This window comes from Actinomadura sp. ATCC 39365 (genome assembly GCF_054392275.1).
In genome coordinates, this window is the sequence record NZ_CP184335.1 from 3,502,152 (window position 1) to 3,519,421 (window position 17,270).

Consider the following 17,270-nt stretch of genomic DNA (forward strand, 5'->3'; position numbering starts at 1 on the left):
GATCGCGAGAAATCGAACGGCGGCCGCAGCCTCTCAGGAAGGGCGGCCGGCCGGCGGAGGACTAGAGGCGGCGGAGGACGGCCACCACCTTGCCCAGAACGCTGGCCTCGTCACCGGGGATGGGCTCGTAGTTCGGGTTGTGAGGCACCAGCCACACGTGCCCGTCCTTGCGCTTGAACGTCTTGACCGTGGCCTCGCCCTCGATCATGGCGGCCACGATGTCACCGCTCTCGGCGACCGGCTGCTGACGGACGACCACCCAGTCGCCGTCGGCGATGGCGGCCTCGATCATGGAGTCACCGGCGACCTGGAGCAGGAAGAGCGTGCCCTCGCCGACGAGCTGCTTGGGCAGGGCGAAGACGTCTTCCACGCTCTCCTCGGCCAGGATCGGGCCACCGGCGGCGATGCGGCCCACGAGCGGGACGTAGGCGGCGGTCGGCCGGCTCACCGGAGCCTCGTCGTCGGTGGCGTCGGGGTCGACCCACAGCACGGGCTCGCCGGGCAGGCGCACTTCCAGGGCGCGCGGCCGGTGTGGGTCGCGCCGCAGGTATCCCTTGCGCTGCAGGGCGGTCAACTGGTGCGACACGCTGGACGTGCTCGTCAGCTGCACGGCCTCGCCGATCTCGCGCATCGAGGGCGGGTAGCCGCGCTGCTGCACCGAATCGCGGATCACTTCGAGGATCTTGCGCTGCCTGGGTGTCAGGCCCAGGGAGTCGCGCCGGCGCACCGCGAGGTCTGTGACCCCGTTAGCGTCTTCCCGCTCGCTCATGCTCTTCCTCCTCGCCTGGCGGCGGCCCGCCTCACCGGCGAACCTCCCGGTCCGTGGTCTTGATGTCGCACACAGCGACCGTATCGCTGTTGAAGATCATCTTCAAACAATTGTTCGAGTCTTCCTCGAAATTGTCGCCAGCGTGGTGTACAACATCGTACGGGAGTTCGATCGACACCGTGTTCGATTTGCTGATCTTATTTTGGCCGTTTCCTCGGGCCAGACGGCGGGAGGTCAATCGTGCGAACGACCCCGAACACCAACCCGACCAGCGAAGATGCCAATCGGCTCACCCTCATCGCCGACGCCACCCGGGGCGGGGGCCGACGGGGAGACGGCCCGCGTACAGACTCCGACCGCCATGAAAATCCGGGAAAACGACCGGCTCCCGATTCGAACACCCGGCGGCGCCGCGCCGGCGGCTCCGGGGGAGCCGCCCGCGGCTCGGACCGCCCCCGGCTGTGGCTGGTCCCCTCCCCGCGTTCCGACGCGGATACGGACGCCGACCGGACGCCGCCTCAGGAGAGCGGTGGGCAGCCCCTCGCGGACGACACGCCCACCGCCCGCCGCCGAGCCGAGGTTACGCAAGGCGCGCCCGGCACGGACGTGACCGAACCCCGCGCCCGCCCGCCCGAGCCCGGCACCCGTCACCGACGGCCACCCGAGGCGGGCGGACACCGTCCGGAGGGTGAGGCGGAGGGGCGAGAAAGCCTGGGCGAGGCGGAGCGGCGGGGAAGGCCAGGTCCGGCGGAGTCGCCGGGAAGGCGGGGACGAGGGGGCCGTGCGGCGCGAAAGGCGGGCCGGAACTCGGCGATCCTCCAGGAAGGGCAGCAGGAGCGCCAGGCGGAAGCCCGAGCCGACCGCCCCTGGGAACGGCGGCGTCCAGGGGAGGCCGCGGACCGACCTGACCTTCGCAGGCGGCGCTCGGGTGAGTCCACCGGCCGGCCCGAGGCGCGAAGGCGGCGCTCCGGCGAGTCGACCGAGCAACCCGAAACACAGGGGCGACGCCGGAAGAGGGGCGAGCGGTTGGACGAGCAGGGTCTACGCCGGGAGGAGACCGCCGAGCGGTCGAGCAAGCAGGGGCGGCGCTCTGGACGGTTGGCGGAGCGGCTGGGCGAGCCGGGGCTGAGCTCGGGAGAGTCGGTCGAGCGGCCGGTCAGGCAGGGGCGGCGCCCGGGGCGGACGGCGGAGCGGTTCATGGCGCGGGGGCGGCGCTCGGGGGAGGTCGCAGGACGGGAGCGGGGGCAGGTGATGAGCGGGCCGGGGGGCTCGCGGCGTCAGGGGGCGCGGAGGAACGGGGGTTCTGGTGACGGCGAGGCTCGCGGGGGGCGGGAGATGTTGGGGCGTGTTGTGGGGGCGGAAAGTGCTCCGGCCGGTGATGGTGCGGGGCTTGTGCGGAATCGTCGTACGTTGCGGCGGCGGGGGCGGGGTGCCGGGGTGGTTTCTGGGGGTGGCGCCGGCGTCAAGGCTCCGGCTCCTCCGGTGCGGCTGACCCGGCGAGGGCGGATCGTGCTGGTGGTGGCGATGGTGTTGCTCTCCCTGGGCGGTTTCTGGCTCGGGACGCGGGCGGCCGGCCATGCGGCTGTGGGCGCCGGGGTGCCTGGAGGTTCCAGTGTGGGCTTGGGGCTGCCTGGTCACGTGGCTGTGGGTGCTGAGATGCCTGGGCGGACGTTGCCATGGGCGAAGGCCGGCTGAGGGAACACACTGCGGGGTTCGCGGACGCCGGGCGCAGCGGGTAGAGCCCCCGGCGGCCGGCCCCAACGGGCGCCCCGAGGATGGACCCCAGGCTGATGGGCCCTCCCCAAGACGCGGGCACAGCTGACCTGGCTCAGGGAAGCGGAAAGTGGCAGGTGGCCTGGCCTCAAGGGAACGGGTCCAGAGGAATGGGGCCAGGAGCGGGAAGCGGACCGGGCTCAAGGAGCCGGCGGCCGGGTCAGGTAAAGAGGCAGGACCCTGGATGCGGCGGTCCCGGGCCGGGTTCAAGGAAGCGGGCCCTTGGGGCGGGAACCCGGTCGGGTCCATGGCGGCGGAACTCTCGGGGGCGGGGCCGGGGCGGGTTCAAGGCGGCGGAGCCCCTGGGGCAGGACGGGGTCGAGGCCGAAGGGGGTGGGACCTCTAGGTGCGGCGCATCAGGTCGGGTGCAAGGAGGCGGGCCCCTGGGGTGGGAGCCGGGTTGCGTTCAATGCAGTGGGATTCCTGGGGCGGGTGCAAGAGGTGGTCCCCTGGGGGGCGGAGAAGGGGTGGGTGCAAGGAAGTGGAGCCCGTGGGGGCTCGGGAGTGGGGGCAGGGAAGTGGGCCCACGGAGGCGGGCCCCTTGCATGCGGCAGCCTCACGGGGGCTCTAGGGGCGGGTGCGGCGGAGGAAGGGGGCCCGTCCAGTACCCCCAACGGGTTGGGCTCAGGAAAGCGGGACCCTCCGGGAAGGGGGCGGGGCTTCGGGGGTGGGACTCCGAACGGAGTGGGGCCGGGAGCCGGACGGGTCAGCGGAAGGGGGAGAGGCCCAAGCGAATGTTGGGGGTGGGGGTTCCGGTGCGATTTGTGGGGGTAGTGGAGGGGGCTTCGGGGGTGGTGGGAGGTGGGGGGAGGCTGTGGGCTCCGGTACCTTTGTGGGGCCTGTTTGGGCTGGTCGCCGTCGGGTGACATGGGGCCGGCCCGGTGAGGCGCGCGGGGCGCCGGCCGGGGCGACACGCCCGAGGCTCCTGTGACTGAGGGGCTGATCAGCGACTTCAGCTCCACGGTGTTGCTCAACTTGCGTTCATGGTCGCGCGCTTCTACGGTTGGACCACAACATCTAGTAGTTACACCGATGTCGGTTCACCACACCTTGTGTTTCCGTGACCGCACCATGGCGAGCCGTGGGGCGTGCGCGAGCGTACCGCGGCGAGGGTTTTACGCGTGTGGTGGGCCGGGCGGGTCGAGGAGGCGAAGCCGTGCACTGTCCGTTCTGTCGCCACCCTGACACCAGGGTCATCGACAGCCGGTCCACGGACGACGGCGCGGCCATCAGGCGCCGCCGCACCTGTCCAGAGTGCGGGCGCAGGTTCACCACGCAGGAGACCGTCCTGCTGATGGTGAGCAAGCGTAGCGGGGTGACGGAGCCGTTCTCGCGGGACAAGGTCGTCGCGGGCGTGCGGCGGGCCTGTCAGGGCAGGCCGGTCAGTGAGGACTCGCTGGCGCAGCTCGGGCAGCGGGTAGAGGAGGCCATCCGGGCCAAGGGCGCGGCCGAGCTGCCGTCGAACGAGGTGGGCCTGGCGATCCTCGGCCCGCTCCGGGAGCTGGACGAGGTGGCCTACCTGCGATTCGCATCGGTTTATCGCGGTTTCGAGAGCCTGGCGGACTTCGAGGCCGAGATCTCACAGTTGAAGGCGGAGAAGGGGGAGTCATGACGGACACGGCCAGCGGTTCAGTGGCGCGCGGGGGTAAGCGGCCGCGTAAGGGGCTGAGGATGAAGCGGATCTTCACGAAGCCCGGCGTGCACCCGTATGACGAGGTCCAGTGGGAGCGCCGTGACGTCGTGATGACGAACTGGCGCGACGGCTCGATCAACTTCGAGCAGCGGGGTGTCGAGTTCCCCGAGTTCTGGTCGGTGAACGCGGCCAACATCGTGACGACCAAGTACTTCCGCGGCGCCGTGGGCACGCCGCAGCGCGAGTGGAGCCTGAAGCAGCTCGTCGACCGGGTGGTCGGCGTCTACACCCGGACGGGCGTCGAGCACGGCTACTTCGCCAGCGACGAGGACGCCGAGATCTTCGACCACGAGCTCAAGCACGCGCTGGTCCACCAGGTCTTCGCGTTCAACTCGCCGGTCTGGTTCAACGTGGGCACCGCGTCGCCGCAGCAGGTCAGCGCGTGTTTCATCCTCTCCGTGGACGACCAGATGGAGTCGATCCTGGAGTGGTACAAGGAAGAGGGCGTGATCTTCAAGGGCGGTTCCGGGTCGGGCGTCAACCTGTCCCGCATCCGTTCGTCCAAGGAACTGCTCTCCAGCGGCGGCACGGCCAGCGGGCCGGTCAGCTTCATGCGCGGCGCGGACGCCTCCGCGGGCACGATCAAGTCGGGCGGCGCGACGCGCCGGGCGGCCAAGATGGTCGTGCTCGACGTCGACCACCCCGACATCGAGGAGTTCATCGAGACCAAGGCGCGCGAGGAGGACAAGGTCCGCGCCCTGCGTGACGCCGGTTTCGACATGGACCTGGGCGGCAAGGACATCGTGTCCGTCCAGTACCAGAACGCCAACAACTCGGTGCGCGTCTCCGACGAGTTCATGCGCGCCGTGGAGAAGGGCGACGAGTTCGGCCTGCGGGCCCGCCTGACCGGCGAGGTCATCGAGAAGGTCGACGCCAAGGACCTGTTCCGCAAGATGGCCAAGGCCGCCTGGGAGTGCGCCGACCCGGGCGTGCAGTACGACGACACGATCAACGACTGGCACACCACGCCGGAGACCGGCCGGATCACCGCCAGCAACCCGTGCTCCGAGTACGTGCACCTGGACAACTCCTCGTGCAACCTGGCCAGCATCAACCTGCTGAAGTTCCTGAAGGACGACAACACCTTCAACGTCGCCGACTTCGTCAAGCTGACCGAGCTGATCATCACCGCGATGGACATCTCGATCACCTTCGCCGACTTCCCGACCGAGCGCATCGGCGAGACCACGCGGGCCTACCGCCAGCTCGGCATCGGCTACGCCAACCTGGGTGCGCTGCTCATGGCCACGGGCCACGCCTACGACTCCGACGGCGGCCGCGCGGTGGCCGGGGCGATCACGTCGCTGATGACCGGTGTGTCCTACCGGCGCAGCGCCGAGCTGGCCGGGGTGGTCGGGGCGTACGACGGTTACGCCCGCAACGCCGAGCCGCACAAGCGGGTCATGCGCAAGCACGCCGCGGCCAACGACAACCTGCGCACGGTCGGCACCATGGACGCGAAGATCCACGCCGAGGCGTCGCGCCAGTGGTCGGAGTGCCTGAAGGTCGGCGAGAAGAACGGCTACCGCAACGCCCAGGCCAGCCTGCTCGCCCCCACCGGCACCATCGGCCTGATGATGGACTGCGACACCACCGGCATCGAGCCGGACCTCGCGCTGGTCAAGTTCAAGAAGCTGGTCGGCGGCGGCTCGATGCAGATCGTCAACCAGACGATCCCGCGGGCGCTCAAGCAGCTCGGCTACCAGCAGGAGCAGATCGAGGCCATCGTCGAGTACATCGGCGAGCACAGCCACGTCGTCGACGCCCCCGGCCTGCGCAAGGAGCACTACGAGGTGTTCGACTGCGCGATGGGCGAGCGGGCCATCGCGCCGATGGGCCACGTGCGGATGATGGCGGCGACCCAGCCGTTCCTGTCCGGCGCGATCTCCAAGACGGTCAACCTGCCGGAGTCGGCCACGATCGACGACATCGAGCAGGTCTACCTGGAGGGCTGGAAGCTCGGCCTGAAGGCGCTGGCCGTCTACCGCGACAACTGCAAGGTCGGCCAGCCGCTGTCGGCCGGCACCGGCGCCAAGAAGGACGAGCCGAAGGCCGTCGAGGCCGAGCCCGAGGTCAAGGTCATCGAGGTCAACCGGCCGACCCGGCGGCGCATGCCCAACCAGCGTCCCAGCATGACCACCCGCTTCACCGTGGGCGGCGCCAAGGGCTACATGACCGCTTCGTCCTACCCGGACGACGGGCTCGGCGAGGTCTTCCTCAAGATGTCCAAGCAGGGCTCGACGCTGGCGGGCGTCATGGACGCCTTCTCGGTGGCGATCTCCATCGGCCTCCAGTACGGGGTGCCGCTGGAGACGTACATGAGCAAGTTCGTGAACATGCGGTTCGAGCCGGCGGGCATGACGGACGACCCGGACATCCGGATGGCCACGTCGGTGATGGACTACATCTTCCGCCGCCTGGCCCTCGACCACCTGCCCTACGACGAGCGGGCGGCGCTCGGCATCTTCTCGGCGGCCGAGCGCGCCGCGCAGCAGCGCGGCGAGGACCCGGCGGCGCTGCAGGAGGCGGTCGACCGGGAGGCGCTGGCCCAGTCGGCGCCCATCGAGAAGCCCAAGGACGAGCCGAAGGACGAGCCGGTCCGGGAGCTGACGCTGGAGAGCCACCAGCGGTTCACCGCCGACGCGCCGCTCTGCATGACCTGCGGCACCAAGATGCGGCCGGCCGGAAGCTGCTACGTGTGCGAGGGCTGCGGCTCGACCAGCGGCTGCAGCTGATCCACGCTGAACTGAGATGAGGGGGGCCCGGGAACGGGTCCCCCTCATCGGCGTTCCGGGGTCAGGTTCCGGTCAGGAGGTCGCGCAGGACGTCGGGTTTGTCGGTGATGATGCCGTCCACCTGGTACGTCAGCAGGCGTTGCATGTCGTCGGGGTTGTCGACCGTCCAGGCGAAGACCTTCATGCCGTGCTCGTGGGCCAGCTGCACGTACGAAGGGGTGAGCGCGGAGTACGGCGGGTTGACGTGGTCGGCGAACCTGGCCAGACCGGGCAGCGCGGCGGTGCCCGGCGTGCCGAGCAGCCCGATCGGCACGTCGGGCAGCAGCCGGTGGAAGGCGCGCATCGAGTCCCAGTCGAACGACTGCGCCACCAGCCGCCCCGGCACGAGCCAGGAGGGCTCGGCGCGCAGCGCACGGACGATGCGGGCCTCGATGCCCGGGTAGAGCCGCGGTTCCTTGACCTCCAGCAGCATGCCGGCGCCGGACCCGGCCATCGCGCGCAGCGCCTCCTGCAGGGTCGGCACCCGCTCGCCGGTGTACTCCCGGTCGAACCAGGAGCCCGCGTCCAGCCTGCGGATCTGCGCCAGCGTGAGGTCGCGCACCCGCCAGGGCGCCAGGCCGGGCAGGACGCGCTCGGCGTCGGTGGTCCGGACGAGGGTGGTGTCGTGCATCAGGACCAGCTCGTGGTCCTTGGTCTCCTGGACGTCCAGCTCGAACATGTCGGCCCCCTGGCGGGCGGCCAGCTGGAAGGCGGCGACGGTGTTCTCCGGCGCGTACGCCGAGGCGCCCCGGTGGGCGACGTTGACCACTGTGGTCACAGCGGCGGCGGTGGGCGGGGAGGCCAGGGGGAGGAGGGCGAGGGGCAGGAACAGGGCGAGTCGCCGCAACATGGATCTCCTCGGTGGGGGAGAGACCGACAACCCCGACCATGACAAGGCATGATGACCGTGAGTTGAGGGCAGAGTAACGCAGCGGTGCCCACCGGATGAGGCTTCGACACGCGGACATGCGAGAGGGCGGGCCGCCCGCGGCGGCCCGCCCTCAGGTCTTACCAGGCCGGGGTCACCTCAGCCCGGCGTCCAGCGCGGTGGTGAGGACGCCCGGGTCGCCGGACATCTCCCAGATCATCGCGCCCAGCAGGCCCTTGCTCTTCAGCCAGGCCGTCTTCTTGCCGATCGACCAGGCGTCGTCGAACGTCCACCACTGCCCGTTGTTGCCGGTGTAGCAGTAGGTGGCGACGGCGACCTCGTCGTGGCGGACCGTGCAGCCGGGCACCATGGCGAGCAGGTTGCTGTAGCCGCGCGTGCCCGCCTCCTCCTGGAACTGGCCGGGAGCCGCGCCGTGCGCGTCCTGCCACTCGCCGGCCTTGCCGCCGTCGGTCACCTGCTGCCAGCCGCGGCCGTAGTAGGCCAGGCCGATGGTCAGCTTGCGCGGGTTGACGCCGGCCTGGAGGTAGACGTCCACGGCCTTCTCGACGCTGAAGTCCGGGTTGTACGGGCTGTCCGCGTCGAGGTACAGGTTGCCCTGGTGGCCGGTGCGGTTCGGCTCCCAGGAGTTGTCGCTGCCCGCGCCGTGGAAGTCGTACCCCTGGACGTTGAAGATGTCCAGCGACTTGGCGACCTCGGGCAGGTCCCAGCCGGCGGCGATCTTGGCCGGGTCGGCCGGGGTGAACGCCGTGAGCTGGTACCGCTTGCCGGTCGTCGTCGTCAGTGCGTCGAGCTGGCGGCGGAACTCGGCGATCAGCAGCGTGTTGTTGGCCTTGTCGTTCTGGCCGATGTGGTTGCCCGCGTGCCCCTCGGCGCCCGGCCACTCCCAGTCGAGGTCGATGCCGTCGAAGATGCCCGCGGCCGTGCCCGGACCGCCCTTGCCGTTGTAGTCGGGCAGGTTGCCCTTGATGTAGGTGTCGATGCAGGAGGCCGCGAACTTCTTGCGGGAGGCGTCGGTCGCCGCCACGTCGGAGAAGTACTTGGAGTACGTCCAGCCGCCGAGCGAGATCAGCACCTTGAGGTTCGGGTACTTCGCCTTGAGCTTCTTGAGCTGGTTGAAGTTGCCCTGCAGCTTCTCCCAGCCGGTGTCGGCGACCCCGTCGACCGACTGGGCGGAGCTGAACGGCCTGCCGTAGTCGGCCTCGGCGTCACCGGCGCCGTCGCCCTGGTTCGGGTCCTGCGGGTCGGACGTGGTGCCCTTGGTGACGCCCTGCAGGCAGGTCAGGTTCTTGGGGTCGATGTTGGCGAAGGCGTAGTTGATGTGGGTCAGCTTCGCCGCGGCCCCGGTGGTGTCGAGGTTGCGGACGAAGTACTGCCGGCCGTAGATGCCCCACTGGACGAAGTAGCCGACGCGGGCGTACCCGGTCTCGACGATGTCCGACGTCGTCACCTTCACCGGGGTGGAGGCGGCCGAGAGGTTGTCGTACAGGTCGCGGGCCTTGACCGTGAAGGAGTACTCGGTCGAGGGGGACAGGCCGGAGACGACCGCCGTCGTGCCGGTGACGGTCGTGGCCAGGGTCGAGCCGACGAAGACGTCGTAGTTGGCCACGCCGGTGTTGTCGGTGGAGGCCGTCCAGGACAGCGTGACGCTGCTGGACGACTTGGCCGTGCTGCGCAGGCCCGACGGCACCGACGGCGCCTGGGAGTCGTCGGCCGGGTTGCGGGTGGTCACCTTCAGCGGCGCCGAGGCGGCCGACAGGGTGCCCTTGCGGTCCTTGGCCTTGACGGTGAACGTGTACTCGGTGTTCGGCGTCAGGCCGGAGACCGTGCCGGAGGTCTCGGTGACCGAGGCGGCCAGGGCGGAGCCGTTGTAGATCTCGTACCCGACGATGGGCAGGCTGCCCTGGGTGGCGGCGTCCCAGGCGAGCGAGACGGTCTTGGTGGTCTTGACCGGCGAGCGCAGGTTCCCGGGGGCGCCGGGCGGCGCGTCGGGGGTGCCGTCGCAGTTGACGTCGTTGATCCGGCAGCTCGTCGGCTCGGCGTTGGCCGTGCTCACGGTGAAGCTCGGGCTGTAGGGCTCGGTGGTCGCGCCCGCGTTCACGGTGGTGTTGTAGTGGACGGGGGTCAGCGTGACCGTCCGTCCGCTCTGGGTGAGCGAGCCGTTCGAGGCGTTGCTCGCGGTGACGCCCGCGGGCAGGTCGAAGACGATCGACCAGCCGTTCAGCGCGGTGGTGCTGTTGTTGGCGACGATGAACTTGGCCGAGGTGCCGCTGACGTCGTACGTGGCGCTGACCGGCGGCTTGGCCGGCGGGTCACCGCCGGTGCCGTCGCAGTTGGCGCCGTTGATCAGGCAGCTCGTCGGCTGGACGGCCGAGCTCAGCGTGACCTTGGGGCTGTAGGGTTCGGTGTTCTTCCCCGCCTGCACGTTGTTGATGTAGAAAGCGGGGGTGAGCGTCACCTTGGTGCCGTTCTGGCGGATGGTGGCGTTCTGGGGGTTGCTCGCGGTGACCCCGGAAGGCAGCTCGAAGACGATCGACCAGCCGCTGACGGCGGTCGTGCCCGGGTTGCTCACCAGGAAGGTGCCGGTGTTCCCGGAGAGGGAGAACGTGGCGATGAGCCGGCTCGCGGCCTGTGCGGGAAGGGTGCACATGCCGATGATCACGAGAACGGCGATCAGGGGGTGACTAATCGGCGCACGTCAAGGACCTTTCTTTAAAGAAAGTTTCCTAACAATTACGCGGATCGTAAGCCCCTCCCACTCAACTTGCAAGAGCCTGTCTGATCTAGCCTGACAAGATGCGAGGGGTGCTGCCGGTCCTGCTGTCGGCGTGGTTCATGGCCCAGTTCGACTTCTTCGTGGTCAACGTGGCCGCGCCGGCCATCGAGCACGACCTGAGCGCCGGTCCGGCGGCCCTGGAGCTGATCGTGGCCGGGTACGCCTTCACGTACGCGGCCGGCATGATCACCGGCGGCCGGCTCGGCGACCGCTACGGCTACCGGCGGCTGTTCGTCCTCGGCGTGGCCGGGTTCACGGTCGCCTCGGTGTTGTGCGGCCTCGCGCCCGGCGCCGCCTGGCTGGTCGCCGCCCGCCTGCTCCAGGGCCTGGCCGGAGCCGTCATGGTGCCCCAGGTGCTGGCCATGATCTCGGCCGTCTACCCGCCGGAGCGCCGCGGCCGCGCCCTCGGCTGGTACGGCGCCGCCGGCGGCCTCGGCTCCATCGCCGGCCAGGTGCTCGGCGGCCTGCTGCTCACCGCCGACGTGTTCGGGCTCGGCTGGCGGGTGATCTTCCTGATCAACCTGCCGGTCGGCCTGGTCGTCGTGCCGCTGGCCCGGTGGCTGCTGCCCGAGGCCGACCCGCACAAGCCCGTCGCGTTCGACCTGCCGGGCGCGGCGGGGCTGGCCGCCGGGCTGGCGCTGCTGCTGGTGCCGCTCGGCCTCGGCAACAGCCTGGGCTGGCCCGTCTGGACGTGGGCCGCCATGGCGGCGAGCGCGCCGGTGTTCGCGCTGACCTGGTGGTGGCAGCGGACGCTGGCCGCCCGGGGCGGGCAGCCGGTGCTCGACCTCGGCCTGCTCAAGGTCCACTCCTACCTGGCGGGCGTCGGGGCGATCGTCGCGTTCATGGCGTACTTCGCCTCGTTCATGTTCACGCTGACGCTGCTGTTGCAGAGCGGGCTCGGGCTCACCGCGTTCCAGGCGGGCCTGGCATTCGCGCCGATGGGCGTGCTGTTCACCGTGACCTCGCTGCTGGGCACCCGCCTGGTCGGCCGGTACGGGCTGGTCGTCGTCATGATCGGCGGTCTGGTCACCGCCCTGGGGCTGGCGCTGCTGGTGGCCGGGGCCGGGCGCGGGCTGCCGTGCGTCATGGTCGCGCTCATGCTCGTGGGCTCGGGCAACGGCCTGGTCCTGCCGCGGCTCATCGGCGCGGCGCTGGTGGAGGTCGCGCCGTACCAGGCCGGCATCGGGTCGGGCGTGCTCAGCACGGCGCAGCAGTTCGCCGGCGCGGGCGGCGTCGCGGTGATCGGGGCGGTCTACTTCGCGGTCGCCGAGGGCGGCCACCACGCGCGGGCCATGCGCTGGTCGGCCGCCATCGACCTGGCGCTGATCCTGCTGGTGGTTGCGATGGTGGCCTACAACTGGCGGCGCGCGGTCAGGAAGGCGTCGGCAGCAGGGCCCCGTAGAGCCGTCTCGCCCGGATCCTGACCACCAGCCGGCGGTCGGCGACCATCCGGTGCAGGAACGCCAGCTCGCCCGCGGCGTCACCGAAGGACGGCTGCATGGCCAGCAGCTCCAGGCCCACCTCGTCACCCGGCCGGTCGCTCACGGGGGACAGCTCGGCCTCGCCCTCGGCGACGGCGTAGCAGCCGAAGTCGTCGCTGGCGACGTAGAGCGCGCAGCGGGGGTCCTTGTGCAGGCGGCGCACCGTGAGCCGGTCGGCGACGGTCGAGATCCGCACCACCCGCCGCGGCGCGTCCCAGGTGTAGACCACCGTGGACAACTGCGGACGGCCGCCGCCGTTGGTGGCGAGCGCGCCGAAGCGCTGGCCGGCGAGCAGCGCCGAAAGGTCCTCCTCGGGCAGCTCCAGCGGCTGTGCGCCCATTGCCCCCATTGCCTCCTGTGACATCCTTCGACCCCCGTCGTGATGCGAAGATGTCAGCCTATCCCGAGTTGTCGGGAGAACGACTGGACGTCGGAGATCACCCAGTATTCGGAGAATCGTCCGTCCGTGGCACGCAGGAGGTCGTGCCCGGAGAAGGAGACGAGGGTGCCCGGCGGGGCGCTCGCGCCGGGAAGGCCGCCCCGGTAGGCGCCGGTGAACGTCCACCGGGCGGCGATCAGGTCGCCGTCGACGGCCGGGCCCACGTCGAGCGTGACCCGGACGTCGTCGAACGGCTCGTGGCCCTGGCGGATCGCCTCGATCAGCCCGTCGGGGCCGTGCACGTCCGTGCCGGGCCAGTGGCCGACGAACCCGGGGGTCACCAGGTCGTGCGCGAGGGGGAAGTCGCCGTTCCACAGTTCGAGCAGCCAGCGCTCGTACAGTTCGGTCAGCATGGCGTCATCCCTACCCACGCGAGCCGCGATCAGGTGCAGTTGCCCCACGCTTGCCGGCCGCCACCGGCGACCGCCGGGTCGTGGCCGTTGGGCTTGATCGAGCCCCAGAACTTCACGCAGGCGTTGGCGGCGTAGTACTTGACCGGGCCGGCGTAGTAGGCGAACTTGCCGCTGTCGATGCGCTCGACCACCTTCTTGCCCTTGGGCTGGACGGTCAGCATGGCGCTCATCGGGGTCTTCGTGCCGACGAAGCTGGACTTGACCGTCACCACGCAGTTCTCGCCGCTGCTGCGGCTGTAGAGCAGGTAGACCGTGCCGTACCGGCGGCCGCTGGAGGTCTTGACGGGCTGCGTGCCGCCCTTCACGATCCAGAAGCCGGAGCCGCAGATGCTCTCCGGGCTACGTGCGGCGGTCGCGCCGGCCGGGGTCGCCATGACGCCGCTGAGGCCGATCGCTGCCGTCAGAAGGATTGCCTTTGCGGGCATGCGCACCAGTACGTCCCTTTCGATTGGCCTTGACTGAAGATCTCGACAAGCATGCCCGAAAAATGGTTATCGGTCCAGGCTTTACCGGCGAAAGCGTGGCAACGGTAGGTTTCCGCCATGACTCTCGCCATCATCAACGGATACGTCGTGCCGGTCGACGGAGACCCCATCGAGGGCGGCACCGTCCTGGTCGGCGACGGGAAGATCGTCGCCGTGGGCCGGGACGTACGCATCCCCGACTCCGCCATCGTCGTGGACGCGGACGGCGGCTGGGTGCTGCCCGGTTTCGTCGAGGCGCACGGCCACCTGGGCGTGTACGAGGAGGCCGAGGGCTGGGCGGGCAACGACACCAACGAGATGACCGACCCCAACGGGGCCCGGCTGCGCGCCCTCGACGCCATCAACCCGGCCGACCAGGGTTTCGCCGACGCGCTGTCCGGCGGCGTCACCACGGTCGTGATCAAGCCAGGCTCCGGCAACCCCATCGGCGGCCAGACGGTCGCGGTCAAATGCTGGGGCAGGTCGGTCGATGAGATGCTGGTCAGAGAGCCGGTGAGCGTCAAGAGCGCGCTGGGGGAGAACCCCAAGCGCGTCTACGGCGACCAGAAGAAGCTGCCCTCCACCCGGCAGGGCGTGGCCGCGGTGATCCGCGACGCCCTCATGAAGGCGCAGGACTACAAGGCGAAGAAGGCCGCGGCCGAGCGCGAGGACAAGCCGTTCGACCGCGACGGCACGCTGGAGATCCTGGTCCGCGTGCTCGACGGCGAGCTGCCGTGGTGCCAGCACGCGCACCGCGCCGACGACATCGCCACCGCGCTGCGCCTGGCCGACGAGTTCGGCCACCGGCTGATCCTCAACCACGGCACCGAGGGTCACCTGCTGGCCGACACGCTGGCCGAGCGGAACGTGCCGGTCATCATCGGCCCGCTGTTCACCAGCCGGTCGAAGGTCGAGCTGCGGCAGCGCGCCCTGCGCAACCCGGGCATCCTCGCGCGGGCCGGGGTCGAGCTGGCGATCACCACCGACCATCCGGTGGTGCCCATCCACTTCCTCGTCCACCAGGCCACCCTCGCCGTCAAGGAAGGGCTCGACCGGGACACCGCGCTGCGCTCGATCACCGTCAACCCGGCCCGCATCATGGGCCTCGACGACCGGGTGGGCTCGCTGCGGCCCGGCCTCGACGGCGACGTGGTGGTCTGGTCGGGCGATCCGCTCGACGTGATGAGCCGGGCGCTGAGGGTGTTCATCGCCGGGCGTGAGGTGTACTCCTACGTGGACGGGGAATCCGTCGTGGCCGATCCCTATTACCGCGAGTCACGGTGATGTAGGCGTCTGTCAAGTGTGCGACGGCCGGGAACGCTCATAGTAGGTGCACTGAGTCGGAGAAAGGCGCCCCCCATGACAGCTCCGCAGCTCGCCAAGAGACCCAGCAAGGCGCTCCTGATCGGACTGGTGGTCTCAGGCGTCCTCGCGCTGATCGTCCTCGGTCTCATGCTGCACAAGGGCGGGCCGGTCGGGTTCGGGCTGTCGGCGGTGCTCGGGCTGGCGCCGCTGCCGGTGCTGCTGGCCGCCGTGCTCTCGCTCGACCGGCTGGAGCCTGAGCCGAAGCTGCACCTCGCCTTCGCCTTCGCGTGGGGTGCGGGCCTGGCGATCGTGCTCGGCGTCGGGCTGACGCTGGCCGGACAGGCGCTGTTCCTGCGGGCCGGGTACGGCGCCCAGCTCGTCAACGACGTCGGCACCGTGTTCCTGGCCCCGGTCATCGAGGAGGCGCTGAAGGGGTCGGCGCTGCTGCTGCTCCTGCGCAGGAAGCAGGAGATCGACGGCCTGACCGACGGCATCGTCTACGCCTCCATGGCGGGGCTCGGCTTCGCCGCCGTGGAGAACATCGGCTACTACCTGATCGCGTTCGGCCAGGACGGCACCGGCGCCGCGGTCCGGCTGTTCGTGCTCAGGGGGCTGATCGACCCGCTCGGCCACCCCATCTACACCTCGATGATCGGGCTCGGCGTCGCCTACGCGCTCACCCGCCGCACGCCCGCCAGGTTCGCCGCGATCCCGCTCGGCTACCTGGGCGCGGTCGTCCTCCACGGGCTCTGGAACGGCGCCGCCTCCACCCAGTCGCTGGCCTGGCTGGGCACGGCGTACCTGGTGATCATGGTGGCGCTGGTCCTGCTCATCGTGGTCACCGTCGTCGAACGCCGCCAGCTCGTCTCGAAGATGGGCGTCTACCTGCCCGGCTACGGCCAGACCGGCCTGGTCACGGCGGACGACCTGAAGATGCTCAGCACGCTCAAGGCCCGCAAGGCGGCCCGCAGGTGGGCCAGGGGCGCCGGGCTCGGCCGCGCGATGAGCGACTACCAGCAGGCGGCGACCGAGCTGACCGTGCTGCACCTGCGGGCCGAACGGCAGGGCATGGACCCGGCCAGGTTCGCCATGGAACGCGACGCCCTGCTCACCTCGATGGCCCACGCCCGGCGCTGGTAGCCGGGGCCGGGTTCAGGGGCGGGTGAGCACGGCGGCCAGGGCCGTCACCGCCGCCAGCACGATGCAGGCCGCCACCGCGACCGTCGCCCCCCGGTCCACGCCGAACGCGCCGACGACCGCGGCCACGCCGGCCGCGCCCAGGGAGGAGCCGACGTACCGGGCGGTGTTGTTGGCGCCCGACCCCATGCTGACCCGGTGGGCCGGCACGCTCTCGATGGCCAGGTGGGTGATCGAGGAGTTGATCAGCCCGGACCCGGCGCCGCTCACCACCAGTCCGGCCATGACCAGCGGCAGGTCAAGCGAGCCGCCCACGCCCAGCAGGCCGGCGAACCCGAGCGCGGTCAGGCCGAGGCCGAGGGCCAGCCGGGCGGCGGTGCGCAGGCGTACCAGCCGGGACATCAGCGACACCGCGAACGACGTGCCCGACCAGAGGCAGAACAGCAGACCGGTCTGCAGCGGCGTCAGCGCGTGCGCGGTCTGGAGCACGGTCGGCAGGTAGCTGAGCAGGCCCACCACCGCCGCCCCGACGACCAGCGCGCCGCCGGTGGCGACCAGGAACACCGGCCGTCCGAACAGCTCCAGGTCGAGCAGCGGCTCCGGTCGCCGGCGCTCCACCGACACGAACGCCGCCACCAGCAGCGCCGCCAGCGCGAACGCCCCGATCACCACCGGACGCCCCCACCCGGCACGCCCTTCGGTGACCCCCGCGACCAGCGCCCCCACGCCCAGGCTGAGCAGCACCACGCCGGGCACGTCGAACCGGCGCGGCGCGGGGGAGCGCGACTCGGCCAGCAGCCGCGCCGCGGCCACCGCCAGGGCGAGCGCGGCGGCCGACAACACCCAGTAGACCGCCCGCCAGCTCACCGCCGTGGCCAGCGCGCCGGAGGCAAGCGGGCCGAGCGCGGTGCCCAGCCCGATCATGGCGCCGTACAGCCCGGTGGCCCGCACCCGCTCGGCGCCCGAGGGGAAGGCGTGGCCGACGATGCCCAGGCTGGCCGCCAGCATCGCCGCGCTCGCCCCGCCCTGCGCCAGCCTGGCCAGCACGAACACCGGCACCGACGTGCTCAGCGCGGCCGCCACCCCGGCGGCGGCCAGCACGGCCGACCCCCACACCAGCACCCGCCTGCGCCCGTGGTCGTCGGCCAGCCCGCCGGAGACCAGCAGCAGCGCCGACAGCCCGAGCGAGATGCCGCCCAGCATCCACACCGGCCCCGTCGGCCCGGCGCCCAAGGACGCGGCCGTCTGCGGCAACGTCACCATCGGCACCGTGTAGTTCGTCAGCACCAGCAGGGGCGCCGAGGACGCCACGGCGAGCGTGCCCGGCCGCACCCGGGTCAGTTCGGTCACTGAACTCATG

General features: G+C 70.9%; 12 protein-coding genes. 5 read left to right on the forward strand and 7 right to left on the reverse strand.

Annotated elements, in window-relative coordinates; translation table 11 throughout:
• Positions 1 to 61: 61 nt before the first annotated feature.
• Complete coding sequence (gene lexA / locus ACNF49_RS17460) at positions 62 to 769, reverse strand: transcriptional repressor LexA (RefSeq protein WP_352325993.1); 708 nt, start codon at positions 767 to 769, stop codon at positions 62 to 64.
• A gap of 2,929 nt (positions 770 to 3,698) precedes the next feature.
• Here lexA and nrdR point away from each other — a divergent pair.
• Positions 3,699 to 4,154 (forward strand): transcriptional regulator NrdR, encoded by a 456-nt coding sequence (gene nrdR, locus ACNF49_RS17465; protein WP_103955744.1) that lies wholly within the window; start codon positions 3,699 to 3,701, stop codon positions 4,152 to 4,154.
• Positions 4,151 to 6,970 carry a vitamin B12-dependent ribonucleotide reductase gene (locus ACNF49_RS17470; RefSeq protein WP_357965747.1) on the forward strand — a complete coding sequence of 940 codons (2,820 nt, stop codon included), beginning with the start codon at positions 4,151 to 4,153 and terminating at the stop codon, positions 6,968 to 6,970. The genes nrdR and ACNF49_RS17470 overlap by 4 nt, the downstream gene beginning before the upstream one ends.
• Before the next feature lie 61 nt (positions 6,971 to 7,031).
• On the opposite strand, the gene ACNF49_RS17475 is transcribed toward ACNF49_RS17470, so the two are convergent.
• Both ACNF49_RS17475 and ACNF49_RS17480 read right to left on the reverse strand, forming a co-directional pair.
• A complete protein-coding gene (locus ACNF49_RS17475; RefSeq protein WP_482944347.1) occupies positions 7,032 to 7,859 on the reverse strand; it encodes a glycerophosphodiester phosphodiesterase in 828 nt (275 codons plus the stop codon).
• A 172-nt stretch (positions 7,860 to 8,031) separates the two neighbouring features.
• Complete coding sequence (locus tag ACNF49_RS17480; RefSeq protein ID WP_482944348.1) at positions 8,032 to 10,557, reverse strand: glycosyl hydrolase family 18 protein; 2,526 nt, start codon at positions 10,555 to 10,557, stop codon at positions 8,032 to 8,034.
• A 134-nt stretch (positions 10,558 to 10,691) separates the two neighbouring features.
• Here ACNF49_RS17480 and ACNF49_RS17485 point away from each other — a divergent pair, with 134 nt between their 5' ends.
• A complete protein-coding gene (locus tag ACNF49_RS17485; RefSeq protein WP_482944349.1) occupies positions 10,692 to 12,095 on the forward strand; it encodes an MFS transporter in 1,404 nt (467 codons plus the stop codon).
• On the opposite strand, the gene ACNF49_RS17490 is transcribed toward ACNF49_RS17485, so the two are convergent.
• From ACNF49_RS17490 to ACNF49_RS17500, 3 genes are read right to left on the reverse strand one after another with little or no spacing between them, the layout of a single operon-like run.
• Positions 12,043 to 12,492, reverse strand: a complete 450-nt coding sequence (locus ACNF49_RS17490; RefSeq protein ID WP_357965737.1) for a pyridoxamine 5'-phosphate oxidase family protein — start codon at positions 12,490 to 12,492, stop codon at positions 12,043 to 12,045. The two genes, ACNF49_RS17485 and ACNF49_RS17490, sit on opposite strands and share 53 nt — an antisense overlap.
• Positions 12,493 to 12,545: 53 nt before the next feature.
• A complete protein-coding gene (locus ACNF49_RS17495; RefSeq protein ID WP_482944350.1) occupies positions 12,546 to 12,944 on the reverse strand; it encodes an ester cyclase in 399 nt (132 codons plus the stop codon).
• 29 nt (positions 12,945 to 12,973) lie between these two features.
• Complete coding sequence (locus ACNF49_RS17500; protein ID WP_358004067.1) at positions 12,974 to 13,429, reverse strand: hypothetical protein; 456 nt, start codon at positions 13,427 to 13,429, stop codon at positions 12,974 to 12,976.
• A gap of 117 nt (positions 13,430 to 13,546) precedes the next feature.
• Here ACNF49_RS17500 and ACNF49_RS17505 point away from each other — a divergent pair, with 117 nt between their 5' ends.
• Both ACNF49_RS17505 and ACNF49_RS17510 read left to right on the forward strand, forming a co-directional pair.
• On the forward strand, positions 13,547 to 14,752 hold the full coding sequence (locus ACNF49_RS17505) for an amidohydrolase (protein WP_482944351.1): 1,206 nt from the start codon (positions 13,547 to 13,549) through the stop codon (positions 14,750 to 14,752).
• Positions 14,753 to 14,827: 75 nt separating this feature from the next.
• Entirely contained in the window at positions 14,828 to 15,913 is a 1,086-nt protein-coding gene (locus tag ACNF49_RS17510) for a PrsW family intramembrane metalloprotease (RefSeq protein WP_357965727.1), read from the forward strand.
• Between the two features lie 12 nt (positions 15,914 to 15,925).
• Here the strand turns inward: ACNF49_RS17510 and ACNF49_RS17515 are convergent, their stop codons facing one another.
• The gene (locus ACNF49_RS17515; RefSeq protein WP_482944352.1) at positions 15,926 to 17,269 is read right to left on the reverse strand and encodes an MFS transporter; all 1,344 of its coding nucleotides are present in this window, start codon (positions 17,267 to 17,269) and stop codon (positions 15,926 to 15,928) included.
• Between the last annotated feature and the right edge of the window lies 1 nt (position 17,270).